The sequence below is a fragment of the Agrilactobacillus fermenti genome (assembly GCF_047943045.1).
In the GTDB taxonomy this organism is placed as follows: Bacteria; Bacillota; Bacilli; order Lactobacillales; family Lactobacillaceae; genus Agrilactobacillus; species Agrilactobacillus fermenti.
Genome location: NZ_CP181347.1, coordinates 1179978 through 1200657 on the forward strand (window position 1 = coordinate 1179978; position 20680 = coordinate 1200657).

Below are 20680 nucleotides of genomic sequence, written 5' to 3' on the forward strand. Positions count from 1 at the left end.
GGTTTTGAATACTTGGATAGTCAACAGATGTTAGAAGTAGCAGTTAAGGCCGCTGACGGCAAGCATGCAGAAGATATTGTGGCGTTAGATATGCAAGAAGTTAGTCTCCTGGCAGATTATTTTTTGATCATGCATGGAAATTCCGAACGGCAAGTTGAAGCTATTGTTAGTGAAATTGTCGATAAGGAAGAAAAACATGGTTTTGAAATCAAACATATGGAAGGCAAGAAGGGCTCTCGCTGGTTTTTGATCGATTTAGGCGATATTGTCGTGCACGTCTTCTTAAAAGAAGAACGCGATTTCTACAATCTTGAAAAATTATGGTCTGATGCACCGTTAGTTAATGTTTCACAGTGGGTTACAGAATGATTTATACAACCTTTGCTAGCGTCTATGATCGACTCATGGACGAGGCAATGTATGACGAGTGGGCTACTTACGTCAATCAATCTGTACTACGTGAGACGGGTGTCCATCCTAAACTATTAGAGTTGGCCTGTGGGACTGGTGACTTGGCAGTTCGTTTACAACAACACGGTTATCAGGTAACGGGGCTGGATATTTCTGAAGAAATGTTGGCACTAGCCGATCAGAAAATTTCTGAAGCTCAATTGAAAGTTCCTTTAATTCAAGGAGATATGTTAGACCTGGGTTTTCCAGCAAATTTTGATGTGGTCACTTGTTTTGATGACTCACTTTGTTATTTACGCGATTCTAAGGCGGTGGCACAGACCTTTAGCAACGTCTATCGTGCCTTAAAACCTGGCGGCATATTTTTATTTGATGTTCATTCGCTTTATCAAATGGACCATATTTTTCCAGGATACATGTATAATGCTAAATTTGAAGATTTAGCTTTTATGTGGTCTAGTTATGCGGATGACCAACGCGCACATGCTGTGGTGCATGAACTGACTTTTTTTGTTTGGGATGAAGGTATTCAAGGCTATCAAGCTATTGAAGAAATTCACCATGAACGGACTTACGCAGTATCTGATTTTAAGCAATTATTGACGGCTGCTGGCTTTGTCAATATTGTAGCTACTGCTGATTTCGGTCGTACAGAAATTCAATCAGATTCAGAGAGGTATTTTTTTAAGTGCAACAAAAAAAATTGACTGCGTGTGGGGTAATTGCTGAGTATAATCCTTTTCATACTGGACATGCATATCAGTTAAAAATGGCTCGAATCAAAACGCACGCGGATGTTTTGGTCGTTGTAATGAGTGGTAATTTTGTTCAACGTGGTGAGATTGCCATTGTCGATAAGTATCAACGAACGGCGATGGCCTTGGCAAATGGGGCAGACCTTGTTGTGGAGTTACCGTTTTCTAATAGTGTCCAACCAGCAGACTTGTTTGCAAAAGGTGCATTGACAATTTTAAGTGCGTTGCAATGTGAGCATCTGGCTTTTGGCACTGAAGTTGCCGAGATAAATTATCAACAACTGGGCTTTAAATTGCGGCAGTTACCAAACCGAAATGATTATTTTGTTGATTATCGGAAAACTTATGCCACCCAAATTAATGAGTTCTTTCAAAATGAGCTGGGGCTGAGTTTTGATCAACCTAATATGCTATTGGCTGCGAGTTATGCTCGGGCTAATGCTGATTTGGCAATGCCGCTGTCATTAGTACCAATTCAGCGCGTAGGTGTCGAACATGACAGTTCTGTTAAGACTGGAAAATATCAAAGTGCAAGTGCGTTACGCAATCAATTATTAGCGGGTGTGTTGCCAGAAGCATTGACGGCTTTTTTGCCACAAACGAGTGTCTTTGAATTGAAACAAGCACCTAAATTTTTGAATTGGACCAACTGTTTTGAATTTTTGAAGTATCGTTTGTTGTCCACAGATTTAGAGCGGTTGGCAAAAATCTATCAGATCAACGAAGGTCTAGAATATCGAATACTGCAACATATCCGAGATTGCGATTCTTTTACGGACTTTCTTCATGCTATTAAGACTAAGCGTTACACTTTTGCACGACTACAACGCGTATTGACTTATATTTTATTAGGCGTTACAAAATCTGAAATGCATTTAGCCAAAGATTTTGTTCATCCCCTGGGATTTAATGAGTGTGGTCGAGCTTATTTAAATCAGGTAAAAAAGCAAATCACGTTACCAATTATTACTCGCGCCAATTCAAAGAATACTAAATCAGATGGTCTTTTTTATTTACAAAACCGGGTAGATCAATTCGTTGAATTATTAACGCATGTCAGTCAAAATTATGGTCGTCAACCGATTTATATCAGGAGGTAGTATATTGTTACAATGGACGCTAGCTGAGCTTGCAAAGTTTCAGCAAAAACCGTTGCAATTTAATGAAACTTTGGATTTAAAGCAGGCATTGCATCAGAGATTAAGTGAGATTAGCGATGCCCAGCCGTTTACTGTTAAGGGTAGTTTGACTTTTGACCATGATGCTTGGATTTTAGATATGCATCTTGTTGGTACGATTACAGTGCCGTCAACACGAAGCTTGGCACCGGTATCTCTACCAATTGATCGTTACGTTTCCGAAGTTTATGTGACGAGTGAAAATGCTGATGATGAGAATTTTGAAGATGAGGTAGTCATTGAAATTGAAGACAAAAAAATAGATCTTCAGCAATCTATCGAAGATAATATTATTTTGAGCATTCCATCACAAGTGTTGACGCCCGAAGAAAAGGCAGCAGATATCATGCCTAAAGGCCAGGGGTGGCATGTCGTTTCCGAAGCAGATTATCAAACTGCTCAGTCTGAAGAAGAGGGCACACCCAACCCTGAATTCGAGAAATTAAAAGACTTATTCTCTGGGCAAGACAGAAAAAACACAGATTAATTGAAGTTTGGGAAGTAGATATGCTAGGATAAACAAAGAATTTAAATAGGAGGGTATATTTCATGGATCAACCACAAATTGGTGTTATCGGCATGGCCGTAATGGGCAAAAACTTAGCTTTGAATATTGAAAGCAGGGGCTACACAGTCGCAATTTTTAATCGGACTGCCGCTAAAACAGAAGCTGTTATGAAAGAACACAGTGAAAAGAAATTAGTACCAAGTTACACAATTGAGGATTTCGTTAAATCACTCGAAAAGCCTCGTCGAATTTTAATGATGGTCAAGGCTGGTGCGGGTACTGACGCAGTGATCGATGAGTTATTGCCTTTGCTTGATAAAGGCGATGTATTGATCGATGGTGGTAATACCTTCTTTGAAGATACCATGCGTCGCAATGAAAAATTAGATCAATCTGGCATTAATTTCATTGGTATGGGCGTTTCTGGTGGTGAGCTTGGTGCCCTTGAAGGGCCTTCGATGATGCCTGGTGGTCAAAAAGAGGCTTATGATCTAGTAGCGCCTATTCTAGAACAAATTTCTGCTAAAGCTAACGATGGCGCACCCTGTGTCACTTATATTGGCCCAAATGGCGCAGGCCATTATGTCAAAATGGTACATAACGGTATCGAGTACGGCGATATGGAATTGATCGCTGAAAGTTATAACATTATGCGTAATGTGTTGCATTATTCCGTTGAAGATCTTGCAGGTGTCTTCAATGAGTGGAATAAGGGTGAACTTGAAAGTTATCTGATTGAGATCACAGCCGAAATTTTAACACGCAAAGATGACGAAGGCACTGATGATCCGATCGTTGATATGATTCTAGACGCTGCTGGTAATAAAGGTACCGGTAAGTGGAGTTCACAAAATGCCTTAGAATTAGGTGTGCCACAGTCACTTATCACCGAAGCTGTTTATGCGCGTTATATTTCTGCTTTAAAGACAGAACGGGTTGCCGCCAGCAAAGTTTTGCCGGGTCCAGATAAGATGCCTGAAATCTCTGATGTCAAAGCAACAATTGACAAGGTTCGACAAGCCCTTTATTTCAGTAAAATTATGAGTTATGCCCAAGGGTTTGAACAAATGCGTTTTGCTTCCGAAAAATACAATTGGGATTTACAATATGGTGAAATCGCCAAAATCTGGCGTGCAGGTTGTATTATTCGTGCTCAGTTCTTACAAAAAATTACTGATGCTTACGACCGCAAAGCAGACCTTCAAAACTTGTTATTGGATGATTATTTCTTAGACGTTGCTAAAAACTATCAGCAAGCCACTCGTGATGTCGTTGCTTTGGCAGCGCAAGCAGGTATTCCTGTTCCCGCTTTTAGTGCAGCTATTTCCTATTATGATTCTTATCGCAGCGAGGTTTTACCAGCTAATTTGATTCAAGCACAACGGGATTATTTTGGTGCCCACACGTATCAACGTGTCGATAAGGATGGTATTTTTCATTATACTTGGTATAAAGAACAATAATTATAATTATTATTTATGAGATTAGACTGAGATACTTTTGTATCTCAGTTTTTTGTTATCCTAATTTAATACGATTCGCTCATAATTTATGAAGTTTTGCTGTATTAAGTTGGTTCTTATGGTAAAATGGCATGTGGAAAAGTTTCACTTTTTAATTTATATAATATGATTAAGCCCAACTAAGTGGATTATTATAAGGAGCTGCTTTTTTTAATGAGTAGAATATTAGTAATTGAGGATGAAAAAAATTTAGCACGATTCGTTGAATTGGAGCTAAAACATGAAGGTTATGACGCTGAAGTTTACTTTAATGGGCGTACTGGATTAGATGCGGCACTTAATGAGGATTGGGATGCTATTTTACTAGATTTAATGCTGCCAGAGTTGAATGGTTTGGAAGTTGCTCGTCGTGTTCGCCAAGTCAAAAATACACCGATTATTATTATGACAGCTCGGGATTCAGTCATTGATCGTGTTTCTGGACTAGATCATGGCGCTGATGACTATATTGTCAAACCTTTTGCTATTGAAGAACTTTTAGCACGGTTGCGCGCACTTTTACGCAGAATCGACATTGAAGGCGAACATAATGCAAATAAGCAACACACCATTACGTATCGCGATCTGACGATTGAAAAAGAAAATCGAGTTGTGCGTCGGGGCGAGGATATCATTGAACTTACCAAGCGCGAGTATGAATTGCTTTTGACATTGATGGAAAACGTTAATGTCGTTTTATCTCGGGAACTTTTATTGCGTAAAGTATGGGGTTATGATTCCAACGCTGAAACAAACGTTGTGGATGTTTATATTCGCTATTTACGTAATAAAATCGATGTTGCTGGCAAGCCAAGCTATATTCAAACAGTTCGTGGTACAGGATACGTTATGCGCTCCTAGACTGTGAAGGGGGAATGCTGATTTGATGGAAGAACAAGTTGCTCAACCACAAAAGCGCACCCGTAGTTTAAAGACATCTTTAAAGGCCAAATGGACTTTAGGGATGTCTGTTATTATACTGGGAACGCTACTCTTGTTCTCATTTGTGATTTATTATACGGTTCGAAACGTCTTATTGGATCAGGAAAAAATTACAGTTCAAGAAACAATTACGGCTGTTAAACATCGATTAGATTCTGAAACACATGAATTGTCTGCAGATAATGTGTTGCCGCGTTTAAATATTGAACGAGATAAAAATGCGCTTTATCCAGCCTCACCGAATTGGGATCAGACCGATGTTTTTCAAGATTCGGTCATACAAAAGTTATCACGGAATGATATTAATGTTGGTGTTTATAATAGTCGTGGTACACAAATTTTTACAACTAAAGCTACTTCTTTGCCGTTAAAGAATACGCGTGACTTAGGGGTGTTTTTGCGCGAATATAAGCACCAAACGGTGATGCAAGGCAAAGCTGCGATACATTCACAGCGCAATAATCGTTTGATTGGCTATATTCAAGTTGTTGACGGTATGGTAAGCTATCATCGCAATATGGAGCGTTTGCGCTTATTTATGGTTCTATTTACAGCCATAGCTGTCCTGCTAGGCGGTTTGGCTTCATTTCTGATTATTCGACATTTTCTTAGGCCGATTCGCAAGTTGAGTGATGCCATTGAATTGGTTAAAGTCGAGCCCAATACTCAAATGCGTGTGCCAGAAATTAATAGTGACGATGAATTAGCCGAACTAACTGATGAATTCAATCATATGTTAGATAAAACCCAACGTTTTGTAGATGCTCAAAATAATTTTGTCCAAGATGTATCTCACGAACTAAGGACGCCTGTCGCTGTTTTAGAAGGGCATCTACAATTGTTGAATCGCTGGGGCAAGGATGATCCAGAAGTTTTGGATGAATCATTAAATGCTTCTATCCAAGAATTACAACGGATGAAATATTTGATTCAAGAAATGTTAGATCTATCACGCGCCGATCAGGTTGAGGAACTTTATGGCCAAGAAACTACAGAGGTAGTCCCATTGGTCGATCAAATTTATAATAACTTTAAAATGTTACATCCAGAATTTTCAATTGTTTTGGATTTAGATTTAAAGGCGGATACTTTCGTAAGAATTTATCGTAATCATCTTGAACAAATTTTAGTCATCTTAATGGATAATGCCGTTAAATATTCTGAAAATCGAAAAGAAATTCACTTATCAGCCTCACAAGATTCTCGTTTTGTAAATATTGCAGTTCAAGATTTTGGCGCAGGTATACCTGAAAATGATCGTAAAAATATTTTCAATCGATTCTACCGCGTTGATAAGGCTCGCAGTCGGGACAAAGGCGGTAATGGATTGGGACTTTCGATTGCTCAACGCTTGATTGAAAGCTACCATGGTAGCATTTCAGTAGAAAGTACCGTTGGTTCAGGGTCGATTTTTCGGATAGACGTGCCTTTATTTGTACCAGAAGCTGAGAAAGAAGAAGAAAAACTGGCTAAAAAGGAACAATAAGTTTGTGACATTTTTTATCAAAGGATAACAAAAAAGAGGGCCATTACGGCACCTCTTTTTTTTACTATCTTGGTCGATTCTGTTTACCAGCGTTACGTTGACGATTGCGCTCATGAATTGCTTTAAGCGATTCCGCCGTTTCAGAACTATTCGTTTGAGTAGTTGCGGCTGGATTGTCATCTAGTGACTCAATGACTTGTTCATTGACAACTTCTACAATTGGTTTATTTTTAAGTTCTGTATCAATTTGTTTTTTAATACGTGGGGTCATCCAAAATGTAACGATAATTTGTTGGATGACAACGATTAGACCACCGACTAGGAAATATAGGCCTAAACCAGCTGGTGCAATCAAAGCAAAAATAAATGTCGTAATTGGTCCCATCATCGCAGAAACACGCATTGCTTGTTTTTGCGCTTCTGGAACAGATAAAAGCATGAGGTAACTTTGCAAGGCATAAAATAAAGTTGCAACGATTACAACAACCAAGTTGGAGCGGCCTAAATTAATACCCAGGAAATGCGCAGAAGAAATTTCAGGTGAGTACATAACAGCTTGAAAAATCCCGATCATAATTGGAAATTGAATGATCAGGGGTAAACAACCCATGCCACCAGTCAAACTAAGATCATTTTTCTTATAAACATCCATTTGCAGTTGACCAAGCTTTGCTTGCGCTGCTTGAGAATTATTCTTTTTCATTTGCTTTTGAATCAACTGTAACTGAGGCTGGATCCGTTGAACTTTTTCTTGTTGAATGGTGGACTTCTTAGATTGAACTAACATCAACGGTAAAATAATCAAACGGACCACAAAAGTAATAATCAAGATACCCCAGCCATAACCACTAGGGCCTCCAATCTTATCAGCCGTCCAATTGATTAGATGCTGCATTGGTACGGCTAAACCATTATAAAGTGTGCCATAAAAGAATCCTGAGGGTGGTTTTTGCCCTGGCTTGTAGAAATTCTGAAATGAACAACCGCTTAAAATAAACATTAGTGCAAAGGCTGAACAAATCAAAAGTAAGTATTTAATTTTTTTTTGCTTCATGTTAGCTTCCCTTCCGATAAGAATACAAAATTACTATACGTGAAGGGAAGCCAATATTCAACCAATCACGCGAAATTTTGAAAAATCGGGCGTAGGACTGAGTGATTGCACGATAACTTTTTGTACTTTACTAAACGGGGTGGGAGAAGCCTTAATTGCGGCTACAAACTGATCTACAGCTTGTTTTGGACCAACCACTTCAATATAGACAGAGCCATCACTTTTATTTGCGACGGTACCTGCTAAATGATATTCATCTGCTAACATTTTAGTCGTATAACGAAAGCCAACACCTTGAACACGACCAAAAACAGTTAATGCTAATGCCTTTTGCATCACATGACCTCCTAGAGAACATGTTATAATACGATGGAATAGATAGAAATAGAATAAGGTGAAACTATGAAGATAATTCGTTCAACTCAAAACGATCAGATTAAGCAAATTCATAAATTAAAACAAACTAAGTATCAAAAAAAATTTGGGGCTTATTTATTGGAAGGCCCTCATGAAGTGCAAGAAGCGATTCAGGCACATGCGCCAATTAAACACTTATTGATTACTGAGGGCATTCAGTTGAGCTTTGCGACTGAAGCAACTGAAATTGATATGATTCAAATTGAGCCTAGCGTCAGTGCTTACTTATCCGACACGAAAGCAACACAAGGTATTTTTGCCGTTATCAAAATAGCCGAACAAACCTTACCAACTGATTTAGCGGGAGGTTGGATTTTGCTGGATGCCTTGCAGGATCCAGGAAATCTTGGCACCATTATTCGAACAGCAGATGCTTTGGGTTTGAAAGGTGTTATTTTAGGCGAAGGTACAGTATCAGTATACAATCCAAAAGTATTGCGTGCACTTCAAGGCAGTCAGTTTCATTTACAAATAGTGACCCAATCATTACTGACTGTATTAACTGCGCTGAAGCAACAACAAATTCCGGTTTTTGGCACTGCGTTAACACCAAATGCGGTCGGTATTGGGCAAATACCCGCTACATCGAATTTCGCCGTCGTGATCGGTAATGAGGGCAACGGTGTTTCGGACGCTATTCTTGCGCAGACAACTCAAAATATTGTAATTCCGATCAGAGGTAAAGCAGAATCACTGAATGCGGCAGTTGCAGCTGCAATTATAATGTACCATTTTTCACAAGGATAGATTATTTTAATAAATTTACTAATTTTTTAGAAGTAAATCATTGCACTTAAATACTTTAAATGATATTATGTCGTTAGTTTTTGAATATGTGACTTTGTCAAAGGAGTTTGTGAATGACCGTAAATAGTTGGCAACATGATTCTGAATACGTCGCATTAGTTTCGGATTTATTACAAAGAGATGAAGTATTAAGATTAGCAGAATTTACCCAACATTATTATTCTAACCGATTGGAGCATTCGATTCATGTTTCATATCGGAGTTATCTGATTGGGAAAAAACTTGGATTAAATACGCGTGCTTTAGCAAGAGCTGGCCTTTTACACGACTTATTTTATTACGATTGGCGTAATACGAAGTTTGATATGGGTACACACGCCTATGTCCATCCAAGAATTGCTTTGAGAAATGCCGAAAAAATTACAGATCTATCTCCAATGGAAAAAGATATTATCATCAAGCACATGTTTGGTGCTACTTTAGCCTTACCAAAGTACAAGGAGAGTTGGGTTGTTACGCTGGTTGATGATTATTGCGCCCTTGAAGAAGTTGGGGATCCTTTATATCATCGAGCTGCGGCAAGAATTAAAAAGCATTTTGGCGTTTCTATAGAACAATAATAATAGAACAATAATTTAAAAATCAAACAAAGGTTGCGTTAAGCAGCCTTTTTGTGTATACTTATTTTAAGTAAGTGAGGGGTGGTCGGAATGATGCAAAAAACAACCAATGTTGAAGCATGTCAAAAGAAACAAATTGAATTGTGTCCACGTTTTCAAAAGACTTTTTCTATTTTAGGGAAAAAATGGAATGGCCTGATCATTGATGTATTGGTCGAAAATGGCACATTAAGATTTCGTGATTTAGCACATTCAATTGAAAAGTGCAGTGACCGTGTCTTAGTTGAACGCTTAAAAGAACTTGAACGAGAGAACATTGTTAGTCGTGTTTCATTTTATGATAGCAATCTCGTAGAATATCATTTAACAGAAAAAGGCAAGGCTTTAGCACCAGTCATGCAGTCAGTGCATGCTTGGGCTGATGAATACATTACCGAAGCTGAATGCGATGCTTGATGATTCTGTATTGACTTTCTGCAAGCTTGCGGTATGATAGCTATATTGAAAAACGTTGAAGGAAAATAGTAATACAACTAGGCGGGTTAGAGAGATAATCGTTTTCTGAAATATTATCCGATGTTTGGTTGTATGAATTCACTTCCTGAGTTGACACTTAGGCTTTTTGCTGAAGGTGCTCCGGTTGAGTGACCGTTAAACATGAAGTGTATAGCGTTTTTGACGTTGTAAATTAGGGTGGTACCGCGTGTAGACCTCGTCCCTTCGTTGGATGAGGTCTTTTTTTGTGATTAATGTAACCCAAGAAAGGAATTGCTTATGAGTTTAAAAAAAGATTTGGAAGTTTTGCGTGACCAAGGCTTAACACAAATTAAAGCCACTGAGGCAATGAAAGATCTAAATGATATTCGTGTCAAATTACTGGGGAAAAAGGGACCAATTACTAATGTTCTCCGGGGGATGAAAGACTTATCTCCAGAGGAACGTCCAAAAGTTGGAGCTTTTGCTAACGAGATTCGGGATACATTAACGACAGCAATTGAAGCCCGGAAAAGTACCTTAGAAGCACGAGCTCTAAATAAACAACTTGCGGCGGAAACGATTGATGTTACTTTACCGGGTCGGCAGGTTCATGTGGGCACGAGCCACATCCTCACGCAGACGATGGATGATATTGAAGAATTATTTATTGGTATGGGCTATCAAGTTGTGGATGGGCCTGAAGTTGAAGAAGATCATTACAATTTTGAAATGATGAATATTCCTAAGAATCACCCTGCTCGTGATATGCAAGATACGTTTTATATTACAAATGAATTACTGATGCGAACGCATACTTCTCCAGTTCAGGCACGCACGTTAGAAAAACATGACTTTTCACAAGGCCCTCTAAAAATGATCAGTCCAGGCCGTGTTTTTCGTCGTGATACAGACGATGCTACCCATTCGCATCAATTCCATCAAATTGAAGGTTTAGTTGTTGATAAGCATATTACAATGGCTGATTTAAAGGGAACATTGGAAGTTTTAGCGAAGCATGTCTTCGGTGCTGAAAGAACGATTCGTTTACGTCCGAGTTACTTCCCATTTACTGAGCCTTCAGTTGAAGTCGATGTTTCATGTTTTGCCTGTGGTGGCAAAGGTTGTGCTGTTTGTAAATATACCGGGTGGATCGAAGTTCTTGGTGCCGGAATGGTCCATCCAAACGTCATCAAAAATGCTGGAATCGATCCTGATGTCTATGGCGGCTTTGCCTTTGGGTTAGGACCTGATCGCTTTGCGATGTTGAAATATGGTATTGATGATATTCGTGAATTCTATCTAAATGATATTCGTTTCTTACATCAATTTAATACGGAAGGATAAGACAAAATGAAAATTTCTTATAAATGGTTACAAGATTATATCCCACTATCTGAAGATCCTGATGTCTTAGCCGATAAGGTTTCTCGAACTGGGATCGAAGTTGCAAGTGTCATTCGACCAGAGGCTGGCTTGAAAAAAATCGTCGTTGGGCATATTAATGCAATGGCACCACACCCAGATTCAGATCATCTAAATATCTGCCAAGTTGATGTTGGTGAAGCTAAAGATTATCAAATCGTTTGTGGCGCACCTAATGTCGCACCTGGCCAGAATGTCATCGTGGCTTTGCCTAATTCACGTATTGCCGGCAATACTAAAATTAAAAAGTCAAAAATGCGTGGTGTGCAATCCATGGGCATGATTTGCAGTCTTCAAGAGATCGGTTTTTCCGAAAATGTTGTACCTAAAGAATTTGCAAACGGCATTTACGTCTTTCAAGAGCCAGTTACTGTGGGCGCACCGGTATTTAAGTATTTAGGTATGGATGACATTATTTTGGATTTTGATATTACACCAAATCGAGCAGATACGTTGGGTATGCATGGTGCTGCATGGGAAGTTGGTGCGATGTATGCTGAAAAGCCTAAATTTGAAACCAACGATTTAGTTGAAACTGGGCAGTCAATTGCCAATGAATTAAGCGTTGATGTGACAAATAAAAATTTGGTACCAGCCTATTATTTACGTAGAATTCATAACGTTAAACTGCAACCAAGTCCGATGTGGTTGCAAACACGTCTTTGGAATGCTGGTATTCGGCCAATCAATAATGTCGTTGACATTACCAACTACGTTATGATCACTTACGGGCAGCCATTGCATGCGTTTGATGCTAACAAATTAACCAGTGACCATATTGTCGTACGGCAAGCACAAAAGAAAGAAACATTGGAAACACTTGATGAAGTGACACGTCAATTAAGTACTGATGACATTGTGATTACTGATGATAGCCAAACACCAATTGCTTTAGCCGGTATCATGGGTGGCAAACAAAGCGAGATTGATGGCAACACGACTGATGTTATTTTAGAATCAGCCGTCTTTGATGGGGCAGCAATTCGAAAAACGGCACAACGTCAGAATTTACGGACGGATGCTTCCACCCGGTTTGAAAAGGGAGTTGATACAAGTGCGATCATTGAAGCCTTAAATGCGGCCGCCGCTTTGTTAGTCAAATATGCAGCAGCTACAGTTGATCAAGGCTATTTGACCGGTCAAGCAATAAAACCTCAGGCCGTTACTATCCCGATTAAGTTAGATCGAATTAATCATATTTTGGGAACCAGTTTAACATTAGATCAAGTTATTGAAATTTTTCATAACTTAGGCTTTGGTACCGCAGTCACTGATGGTGAACTGATCAAAGTAACCGTGCCACCACGCCGCTGGGATATACATATTGAAGCTGATTTGGTTGAAGAAATCGCACGTATGTATGGTTACGATCGTTTACCAGTTTCGTTACCTAAAGTTGCCATGACACCAGGTGAATTTAATCCCCAACAAAAGTTCATTCGACATGCTAAACGACAACTTCAGAGCGCAGGTCTATCAGAAGTGATCAGCTATGCATTGACGACAGAAGTAAAAGCAACACAGTTTAAAATGACGCAATTAGATCAATTGACGAAGTTGAATTGGCCAATGACTGAAGACCATGCTTATTTACGATTAAATCTAGTAAGTGGGCTATTAAATGATATTGCTTATAATGTTGCTCGAAAACAGACGGATCTAGCAATCTATGAACAAGGTCGTGTCTTTCCGAAACCTGAACAGCAAGTTCGACCAAATGAAGTCGAATATTTAGCTGGGGCCATTACTGGGCTAACACAATCTCCAAATTGGCTCGAACCTAAACAAGCCGCTGATTTCTATACTTTGAAGGGCATTGTGACAAATTACTTGGCGACTTTGGCATTAAAAGATGCGGTGGTCTATCGAGCCACTGATCGGTATTCAGAAATGCATCCGGGACGTACAGCTGACATTTACATTGGGGATCAGTTTGTTGGTTTTATTGGGCAAGTCCATCCACTGATTGCCAAACAATATGACATTCACGAAACTTATGTTTTTCAACTAGATTTAACAAAGCTACTTGAAATGCCAAATCAACGCATTGTTTCTCAGCCGGCACCTAAATATCCTGCTGTTTCTCGGGATATAGCTTTAGTTGTTCCTGAAAATACCACGAATGCTCAAATTGATGCTGTGATCCGTAGACGCGGTGGTCAATATCTGCAACGAATCAAACTTTTTGATGTCTATCAAGGCAAGAATATTGCAACTGGTTATAAATCAATGGCTTATAGTTTACAATTTCAAAATCCTGAGGATACCTTAACTGAAGGTGTGATCAATGAACAAATGACTCATATTTTGGACTACTTGAAATCTGAACTGAATGCTGAAATTCGTTAATTTTCTTAAAAGTTCATTAAGCTCGTGCAAAAACGTGCTAAATTTTGTATAATTGTGAAGATTAAGCATTCAGGGGGGCTAACTTTGCGTGAGAATAACCACAATCAAGATTCCAAAACGGAATTAAAAGCTGCCGCGCAAAAACGTAAACAGCAACGTCAAACTGAAAAAAAAGCAGCTAATCGCATTGTTACTTGGATTTTAGCCGTTTTAGCTGTTTTAGTTGTTGTGTTGGGTTTGATGACATATCACTACATTAGTAGCTCTCTCAAACCATATGATCGTAATAGTAAAGCAGAAGTTTCTGTTAAAATTCCAATCGGCTCGACAACTAAAGAAGTTGCTGCAAAATTGGAAGACAAAAATATTATTAAGAGTGCCACCGTTTTCAATTATTATGTCAAAGCACACAATTTCTCTAATTTCCAAGCTGGAACCTATACTTTTTCGCCAGCACAAACGTTGGATCAAATCACTGGTGAATTACAAAAAGGACCGGTTAAGAAAGTTGCCAGTCGTGTAACTGTCAAAGAAGGCGTTACTGTCGAACAAATCGGCGATGCAATTGAAAAAGAAACTAAGTTTAAAAAAGCAGACTTTCTTAAATTGATGAAAAATGAAGCCTATCTTAAGGCTTTACAAAAGAAGTATCCTAAGTTGTTGAATTCAACGATGGCTGAAAAAAATGTACGTTATCATTTAGAAGGTTACTTATTCCCAGCACGTTATGATATCTATCAAGGTGATACTTTGCGCCAATTGGTTGATAGCATGGTGCTTAAGATGAATCAAGTCATGGCGCCGTATTATCAAACTATTAAAAATAAAGATTTGACAGTGCAGCAAACATTGACATTGGCTTCTTTGGTTGAACGTGAAGGTGTGACAAATACTGATAGGCGTAAAATTGCTGGTGTATTTTTCAACCGACTTGAAATTGATATGCCGATTCAATCAGATATTTCGGTCATGTACGCTTTGAATACACATAAAACGCATTTGACTAACAAAGATACAGCAGTTAAATCGCCTTATAATTTATATAAGAATAAAGGATTTGGACCGGGGCCTTTCAATTCACCGAGTCTTGAATCAATTCAAGCTGTTTTAAATCCAGCTGATCGAGATCAGGATTATCTCTATTTTGTTGCTGATCTAAAGACGGGTAAGGTGTATTATACGCATTCCTACGATGAGCATTTAAATACGAATTCAAACTTAGGTCAATAAAAATCACCCCTTGTGGGTGGTTTTTTAAAATCAGCATTGACAAACGATTCATAAATAAATATGATGTTTACTTGTAATATTTAAATTTCACATTATATGTGGAGGTGTAATAATGGCTCAAAAGTCGTTTCCAATGACCGCTGAAGGAAAAGCCAAACTCGAACAAGAGTTAGAAGAATTAAAAACCGTAAAAAGACCCGAAGTAATTGAACGAATCAAAGTAGCACGTGGCTTTGGTGATTTATCTGAAAACTCCGAGTATGAATCTGCTAAAGATGAACAAAGCGTGGTTGAATCGCGTATTTCACAAATTGAAGAGATGATTCGTTTTGCCGACGTTGTCGATGCAAGTGCTGTCGATGAAGATGAGGTTTCAGTTGGTAAAACCGTAACTTTTCTGGAAGACGGTGAAGATGATACCGAAGAATATCAAATCGTTGGTGCAGCTGAATCAGATCCCTTTGCTGGAAAAATTTCCAATGATTCGCCGATTGCACAGGCTTTGTTAGGTAAGCACGTCGGTGACAAGGTTCAGATCCAGACACCGGGTGGCACTATGGATGTGACCATTAAAGCGGTTGAATAGCCCGATTTAGGTTTAATAGCTCAGGGTTCAATGAAGAGCAACTGGTAAGATTTAGTCTTGACCGGTTGCTTTTTTAGTGCGCCCGGCATGGGCGCTAACTTGGTGGTGAAAGTCCACTATAGACCGTAGTAGTCGGAACTATTAGTTGAGGACAAGGGTGTCCACCGTGAGGTGGAATCTGAAGGAAGTCTAAAGCAAAGTGCTGAACCAATGAACAAGAAGTGGCTATAAGGCTGTTTGCAGTGGATAAGGTTGCTAAACAAACTGAAGTCCCATACTACTCGAAACTGTACGCCAGTAAAGCCAATGGTTACATGGCACGAAAGTTAGCGTTCTTACCCGGGGAGGTCTGTATCATACGTTCCCGACAAGAGAAACGGAAAGTTTCACAGGTACAAACTAGGCAGTGATGTCTAGCTGAATGATACAGAAGTCAGCCGAGGCCATAATAGTTGTCCTTTGGACAACGAAGGGCCGAACTTTAACAATTCTCGTCAAAATTGGAGGTAGAAATCATGCAACAATCGCAGGAAACAGAACCATGTTCTGGTCACCGGCGAATGGTAGACCTGGAAGGTCAGAGAGCAACCCGGGCGCGTAGTGTGATTTCCGGTGAAGATAAGATGTGGAATGGCGTTTCATTTCAAGATTTAGTTTTGTCCCGAGATAATTTGAATCAAGCTTACCTTAAAGTCAGAAGCAACAAGGGTGCAGCGGGTATTGACGGTCTAACTGTCGATGAGCTGTTGCCTTATCTGAAACAACATCGTGATGAGCTAATCGCATCACTGCGTGATGGCAGTTATCAACCATTACCAGTTAAACGAGTCGAGATTCCAAAACCGGACGGCTCCAAGCGCAAGCTCGGGATTCCAACGGTGGTCGATCGACTTGTTCAGCAAGCAGTCGCTCAAGTGATGTCGCCAAGGTTTGAAAAGATATTCTCGGATAGCAGTTTTGGTTTCCGACCAATCGAAGTGCTCATGATGCCATCAAACGGGTCATAGCGCTGTATGACCAAGGTTATCACTATGTGATCGACCTTGACCTTAAGGCATATTCGACACGGTCAATCATGATTTACTGATGAAATTTGTCGGCCAATATATCGATGATTCCTGGCTATTAAGACTTATTCGTAAGTTCTTAACGAGTGGGGTTATGAATGGTGGTCTGTTTGAGAAATCAGCTCAAGGCACGCCGCAAGGTGGAAATATCTCGCCATTATTGGCGAATATCTACCTTAATGAGTTGGATAAGCTGCTCATGGACAGAGGCCATCAGTTTGTGCGCTATGCGGATGATTGTAATATCTACGTCAAAAGTAAGCGCGCAGGCTACCGCGTACTGGCCAATGTGACCAAGTTCTTGGAGAAAGACTTGAAGCTAACAGTCAACCAAAAGAAAACTCATGTCGGGTCGCCCTTGAGATTGAAATTTTTAGGGTTCACTTTAGGTGTGAGTAAAGGCAAAGCATATGCCCGGCCGCACAAAGTTGCCAAAGAACGTATCAAACAGGCCCTAAAGCTAATCACCAAACGGAACCGCGGTGTTAGTCTAGACACTGTCCTTAAAGAGATCAAGCGTAAAATGCGAGGCTGGTTACGATACTATAGTATTGGCCGCATGAAGGGCTTTCTTAAAGCGCTAGACACATGGTTGCGCACGAGGATCCGGCAGTATATCTGGAAATCATGGAAGAAAATCAAAACGAAGTTCCGAAATCTTAGAAAGTTCAGGGAATCGGTGTCAGAAGCACGCGTATTTCTAATACCCGTAAAGGGTATTGGCATACTGCACATACCGGTGTACTGAAATATACTCTAACAAACGAGAGACTGGAACGCCGTGGACTTATCGATCTGTCCACAACGTACCAGTCTATTCAGAAACGCTTAAGTTGTTGAACCGCCGTATACGGAACCGTACGTACGGTGGTGTAGAGGCCGACCCGTTAGGGTCTCCTACTCGATTTAGTTAAGACTTAAGACTGACGATAAATCAGTCTAAAACGTTTTTCCTTGGGCTTGAATTGTTGGTACAATAGTACTTAGATAAATCGGATAACAGGAGCGGTGTGCATGAGTCGAATTTGGACCGTTTTTACTTTAATGATCATGTTTGTGCTAGCTATGTTGGGTTGGCAGATTTTTACAAACCCAAGTTCGCTGACAGCAATGATTATCGGTGTATTTTTATTATTAATTCGTTCTACTAAAAAGAAAAAAAGATCACAAAAAAACGACCGACTATTAATTTTTGGCTTGATTTTTATGATGCTAAGTCTAGGTCAAAATATTAGTTTTTGGTTTTTGATGCTATTGATTGCATTTTTAATGATAGCTTTATATGGTAGTGCAAATGGCTGGCATGATTCTAAGAATACGTTCAGCAGTTGGATGCCATGGAACCAAAAGTCGTATTTGGCACCAGAATTTAAAACTGATACTATGAAAGATAAAGCCACAGATTCAGAAACGGATCATGTTAAAATGAAGCGCCAGTCGTGGTTTGGCAATACTGCTTTTGGCTCGGATCTTTATTTGTGGGATGATATGAATTTATCAATTGTTGCCGGTGACACAATTGTTGATCTCGGAAATACACTGTTGCCAACTGAACGCGAGAACATTATTATTATGCGTAAAGGCTTCGGCCGTACACGCATACTTGTACCAGTAGGCACCAAGGTTCAAGTCAATCATTCAGTCTTTTTTGGAAAGTTAGTTTTGGATCAGGAGACAATGCAATTACACAATGAAAATATTTCAGTAACCCTAGATGCGGAGAATAGCAATCGAGAATTGCGTATTATTACAAATGTTTGGGTTGGCGACCTCGAGGTGATCTACGTATGAATCGTTCATCAAGGTTACCTGTCTTTTTTGTCACAACACTTACAGTGCTTGCATTATTGGTAATGATTAGTTTTGCTTATTTTTTACCTAAACACAATATCAATGGTTTGCTACAGTTATTACAACAGCCTATTTATGATGTACCTTTAGCTGTTTTTTTTGTTGTTCTTGCGGTTTTAACTGGTTTTATTGCAACTTTGACATCATTTGTGATTGATCGACGGGATACTGTCTATTACCAAAGTAAATTGACGGCTCTAGCGAATCAGCAGTATCAGGCGTCTACTTTGCGAACGGTTGGTGCTACAGCGACAGATCAAACAATTGAAGCGATTCGTCAGCAGCTCATCAAATTACAGCAGGAAGTTCAGATTTATTCTGAACAGCCTATTGACGTTTCTGGAGAATCAAAAGAAAAAATTTTGGAAGATGAACGTCATCGCTTGGCTAGGGAACTGCATGATTCTGTGAGCCAGCAGCTTTTTGCAGCGATGATGATGCTGTCAGCTCTCAATGAAACCGTTAAAAAACAGCCGAATACGGCAGTTTTTTCTAAACAGGTTGCAACAATCGAAAAAGTCATTAATGAATCTCAATCAGAAATGCGGGCCTTATTATTACATTTGCGGCCAACCAATTTGGAAGGTAAAAGTCTGAAGCAAGGCATCGACTCATTGGTCAAAGAACTACAGTCTAAAATTAAAATAGATATTCATGCTGACCTAGATGATGTAAAATTACCATCAGGCGTTGAAGATAACCTATTTCGAATCGTTCAAGAGTTATTTTCAAATACCTTGCGTCATGCCAAGGCTAACCGCATTGATATTTTTTTGAAGCAGCTCGACCAGTTGATTTTATTAAAAGTTGTAGATGATGGCGTTGGCTTTGACACAAAGATGACGCGGGAAACGGGTAGTTATGGGTTGAAAAATATTAAGGAACGAACAAGTGCTATTGGTGGTCAAATCAAAATCATCAGTTTTCCCAATGAAGGTACGAGTGTCGAAATTAGAATTCCAGTCATAAAGGAGTAAATAACATTGATTAAAGTTTTGATCGTTGACGACCATGAGATGGTACGCTTAGGTATTTCTACATATTTACAAATTCAAGATGACATAGAAGTTGTTGGCGAGGCCGTTGATGGTGCGGATGGCTTAAAGCAAGCATTAGAATTAAAGCCCGATGTTATTTTAATGGATGTTGTTATGCCAAAAATGGATGGAATCGAGGCAACCAAGAAAATATTAGCTGATTGGCCTGAAGCAAAAATTATTATCTTGACGAGTTTTATTGATGATGAAAAAGTTTATCCAGCTATTGAAGCTGGTGCAGCCTCTTATATTTTGAAGACATCTACTGCTGAAGAAATTGCTAAAGCGATTCGCCAGACTTATGCTGGGGAGAGTGTACTTGAACCTGAAGTAACCACTAAGATGATGAATCATATTTCTCATCAAAATAAACCAGAATTATATGATGATTTAACGAAACGTGAACAAGAAGTGTTACAATTGATTGCTCAAGGGAAAAGTAATCAAGAAATTGCCGATGAACTTTTTATTACTCTAAAAACAGTCAAAACACATGTTTCTAATATTTTATCTAAGTTACAAGTTGAGGATCGGACTCAAGCTGCAATTTATGCTTTTAAACATGGATTGGTTTCCTAAGTTAAAGACGATTTGGTATAATGCAACCGTAAGATTTTTGCAAATAAATGATAAAGGGGTATTTTCAAATGGAAATAACCGTTTCTGAAGCTGCAATAAATTGGTTTAAATCAGAGATGTCCTTAAAGCCTGGCGAAGGCATTCGATTTTTCGGTAAGGTTTATGGCAAGACCCAAGTTCATGAGGGTTTTTCAATTGGAATCGAAAAGGGAATCGCGGCTGATCCGCTGGTAAAAGAAACGATTTCTGGGCTAATCTTTTCAGTAGATAAAACTGACGAATGGTTCTTTGCTGACTATGATTTAGCTGTAGATTATAATGCACAAAAAGAAGAACCTGTCTATAATTTTTTAGCAGAAAATAAACAGTAATGCACTGTGATGGTTTTAATAACTATTTGCTCCAATTGTGTTTTTTAGGTAAGTTTTCGCACTATTTAAGTACTTATACTTATATAGCATA

20 protein-coding genes, 1 pseudogene and 1 other annotated feature are annotated in these 20680 nt (G+C 39.2%); of the genes and pseudogenes, 19 read left to right on the forward strand and 2 right to left on the reverse strand.

The window, feature by feature from the left end; translation table 11 throughout:
* The first annotated feature begins 27 nt into the window (after nucleotides 1-27).
* The 7 genes from rsfS (at nucleotide 28) to ACNAN0_RS05825 (ending at nucleotide 6782) form a co-directional block, all read left to right on the forward strand.
* Nucleotides 28-369 carry a ribosome silencing factor gene (rsfS, locus tag ACNAN0_RS05795; RefSeq protein WP_230913913.1) on the forward strand — a complete coding sequence of 114 codons (342 nt, stop codon included), beginning with the start codon at nucleotides 28-30 and terminating at the stop codon, nucleotides 367-369.
* Nucleotides 366-1118: a class I SAM-dependent methyltransferase gene (locus ACNAN0_RS05800; RefSeq protein ID WP_416354117.1), complete on the forward strand. Its 753-nt coding sequence runs from the start codon at nucleotides 366-368 to the stop codon at nucleotides 1116-1118. The genes rsfS and ACNAN0_RS05800 overlap by 4 nt, the downstream gene beginning before the upstream one ends.
* Complete coding sequence (locus ACNAN0_RS05805; protein ID WP_230913896.1) at nucleotides 1100-2266, forward strand: nucleotidyltransferase; 1167 nt, start codon at nucleotides 1100-1102, stop codon at nucleotides 2264-2266. The genes ACNAN0_RS05800 and ACNAN0_RS05805 overlap by 19 nt, the downstream gene beginning before the upstream one ends.
* Before the next feature lie 4 nt (nucleotides 2267-2270).
* A complete protein-coding gene (locus ACNAN0_RS05810) occupies nucleotides 2271-2831 on the forward strand; it encodes a DUF177 domain-containing protein (protein WP_230913897.1) in 561 nt (186 codons plus the stop codon).
* Nucleotides 2832-2893: 62 nt separating this feature from the next.
* Nucleotides 2894-4315, forward strand: a complete 1422-nt coding sequence (gndA, locus tag ACNAN0_RS05815; protein ID WP_416354118.1) for an NADP-dependent phosphogluconate dehydrogenase — start codon at nucleotides 2894-2896, stop codon at nucleotides 4313-4315.
* 213 nt (nucleotides 4316-4528) lie between these two features.
* Complete coding sequence (locus ACNAN0_RS05820; protein WP_230913899.1) at nucleotides 4529-5215, forward strand: response regulator transcription factor; 687 nt, start codon at nucleotides 4529-4531, stop codon at nucleotides 5213-5215.
* Between the two features lie 25 nt (nucleotides 5216-5240).
* Complete coding sequence (locus tag ACNAN0_RS05825) at nucleotides 5241-6782, forward strand: HAMP domain-containing sensor histidine kinase (RefSeq protein ID WP_230913914.1); 1542 nt, start codon at nucleotides 5241-5243, stop codon at nucleotides 6780-6782.
* 64 nt (nucleotides 6783-6846) lie between these two features.
* On the opposite strand, the gene yidC is transcribed toward ACNAN0_RS05825, so the two are convergent.
* Both yidC and ACNAN0_RS05835 read right to left on the reverse strand, forming a co-directional pair.
* The gene (gene yidC, locus ACNAN0_RS05830) at nucleotides 6847-7836 is read right to left on the reverse strand and encodes a membrane protein insertase YidC (protein WP_230913900.1); all 990 of its coding nucleotides are present in this window, start codon (nucleotides 7834-7836) and stop codon (nucleotides 6847-6849) included.
* A 57-nt stretch (nucleotides 7837-7893) separates the two neighbouring features.
* Nucleotides 7894-8172, reverse strand: a complete 279-nt coding sequence (locus tag ACNAN0_RS05835) for an acylphosphatase (RefSeq protein ID WP_230913901.1) — start codon at nucleotides 8170-8172, stop codon at nucleotides 7894-7896.
* Between the two features lie 66 nt (nucleotides 8173-8238).
* Between ACNAN0_RS05835 and ACNAN0_RS05840 the strand changes: the two genes are divergently transcribed.
* From ACNAN0_RS05840 to ACNAN0_RS05895, 12 genes and pseudogenes are all read left to right on the forward strand, one after another.
* Nucleotides 8239-9000: a TrmH family RNA methyltransferase gene (locus ACNAN0_RS05840; RefSeq protein ID WP_416354119.1), complete on the forward strand. Its 762-nt coding sequence runs from the start codon at nucleotides 8239-8241 to the stop codon at nucleotides 8998-9000.
* Between the two features lie 113 nt (nucleotides 9001-9113).
* Nucleotides 9114-9620 carry an HD domain-containing protein gene (locus tag ACNAN0_RS05845; RefSeq protein WP_230913903.1) on the forward strand — a complete coding sequence of 169 codons (507 nt, stop codon included), beginning with the start codon at nucleotides 9114-9116 and terminating at the stop codon, nucleotides 9618-9620.
* A gap of 90 nt (nucleotides 9621-9710) precedes the next feature.
* A complete protein-coding gene (locus ACNAN0_RS05850; RefSeq protein ID WP_416354120.1) occupies nucleotides 9711-10076 on the forward strand; it encodes a winged helix-turn-helix transcriptional regulator in 366 nt (121 codons plus the stop codon).
* Nucleotides 10077-10122: 46 nt separating this feature from the next.
* Nucleotides 10123-10343, forward strand: a binding site (T-box leader).
* Nucleotides 10344-10394: 51 nt separating this feature from the next.
* The gene (gene pheS / locus ACNAN0_RS05855; RefSeq protein ID WP_416354121.1) at nucleotides 10395-11441 is read left to right on the forward strand and encodes a phenylalanine--tRNA ligase subunit alpha; all 1047 of its coding nucleotides are present in this window, start codon (nucleotides 10395-10397) and stop codon (nucleotides 11439-11441) included.
* A 6-nt stretch (nucleotides 11442-11447) separates the two neighbouring features.
* Nucleotides 11448-13868, forward strand: a complete 2421-nt coding sequence (gene pheT / locus ACNAN0_RS05860) for a phenylalanine--tRNA ligase subunit beta (protein WP_416354122.1) — start codon at nucleotides 11448-11450, stop codon at nucleotides 13866-13868.
* Between the two features lie 84 nt (nucleotides 13869-13952).
* Nucleotides 13953-15098 (forward strand): endolytic transglycosylase MltG, encoded by a 1146-nt coding sequence (mltG, locus tag ACNAN0_RS05865; RefSeq protein ID WP_416354177.1) that lies wholly within the window; start codon nucleotides 13953-13955, stop codon nucleotides 15096-15098.
* 112 nt (nucleotides 15099-15210) lie between these two features.
* Nucleotides 15211-15684: a transcription elongation factor GreA gene (gene greA / locus ACNAN0_RS05870; RefSeq protein ID WP_230913907.1), complete on the forward strand. Its 474-nt coding sequence runs from the start codon at nucleotides 15211-15213 to the stop codon at nucleotides 15682-15684.
* 515 nt (nucleotides 15685-16199) lie between these two features.
* Nucleotides 16200-17591 (forward strand): annotated as a pseudogene (gene ltrA, locus ACNAN0_RS05875) (group II intron reverse transcriptase/maturase).
* A gap of 174 nt (nucleotides 17592-17765) precedes the next feature.
* Complete coding sequence (gene liaF / locus ACNAN0_RS05880) at nucleotides 17766-18542, forward strand: cell wall-active antibiotics response protein LiaF (protein ID WP_416354123.1); 777 nt, start codon at nucleotides 17766-17768, stop codon at nucleotides 18540-18542.
* Entirely contained in the window at nucleotides 18539-19579 is a 1041-nt protein-coding gene (locus ACNAN0_RS05885) for a sensor histidine kinase (RefSeq protein WP_407929188.1), read from the forward strand. Before liaF ends, ACNAN0_RS05885 begins: the two co-directional genes overlap by 4 nt.
* Nucleotides 19580-19585: 6 nt before the next feature.
* Nucleotides 19586-20218 (forward strand): response regulator transcription factor, encoded by a 633-nt coding sequence (locus ACNAN0_RS05890; RefSeq protein WP_230913406.1) that lies wholly within the window; start codon nucleotides 19586-19588, stop codon nucleotides 20216-20218.
* Nucleotides 20219-20286: 68 nt separating this feature from the next.
* Nucleotides 20287-20589: a HesB/YadR/YfhF family protein gene (locus ACNAN0_RS05895; protein WP_416354124.1), complete on the forward strand. Its 303-nt coding sequence runs from the start codon at nucleotides 20287-20289 to the stop codon at nucleotides 20587-20589.
* Nucleotides 20590-20680: the final 91 nt, after the last annotated feature.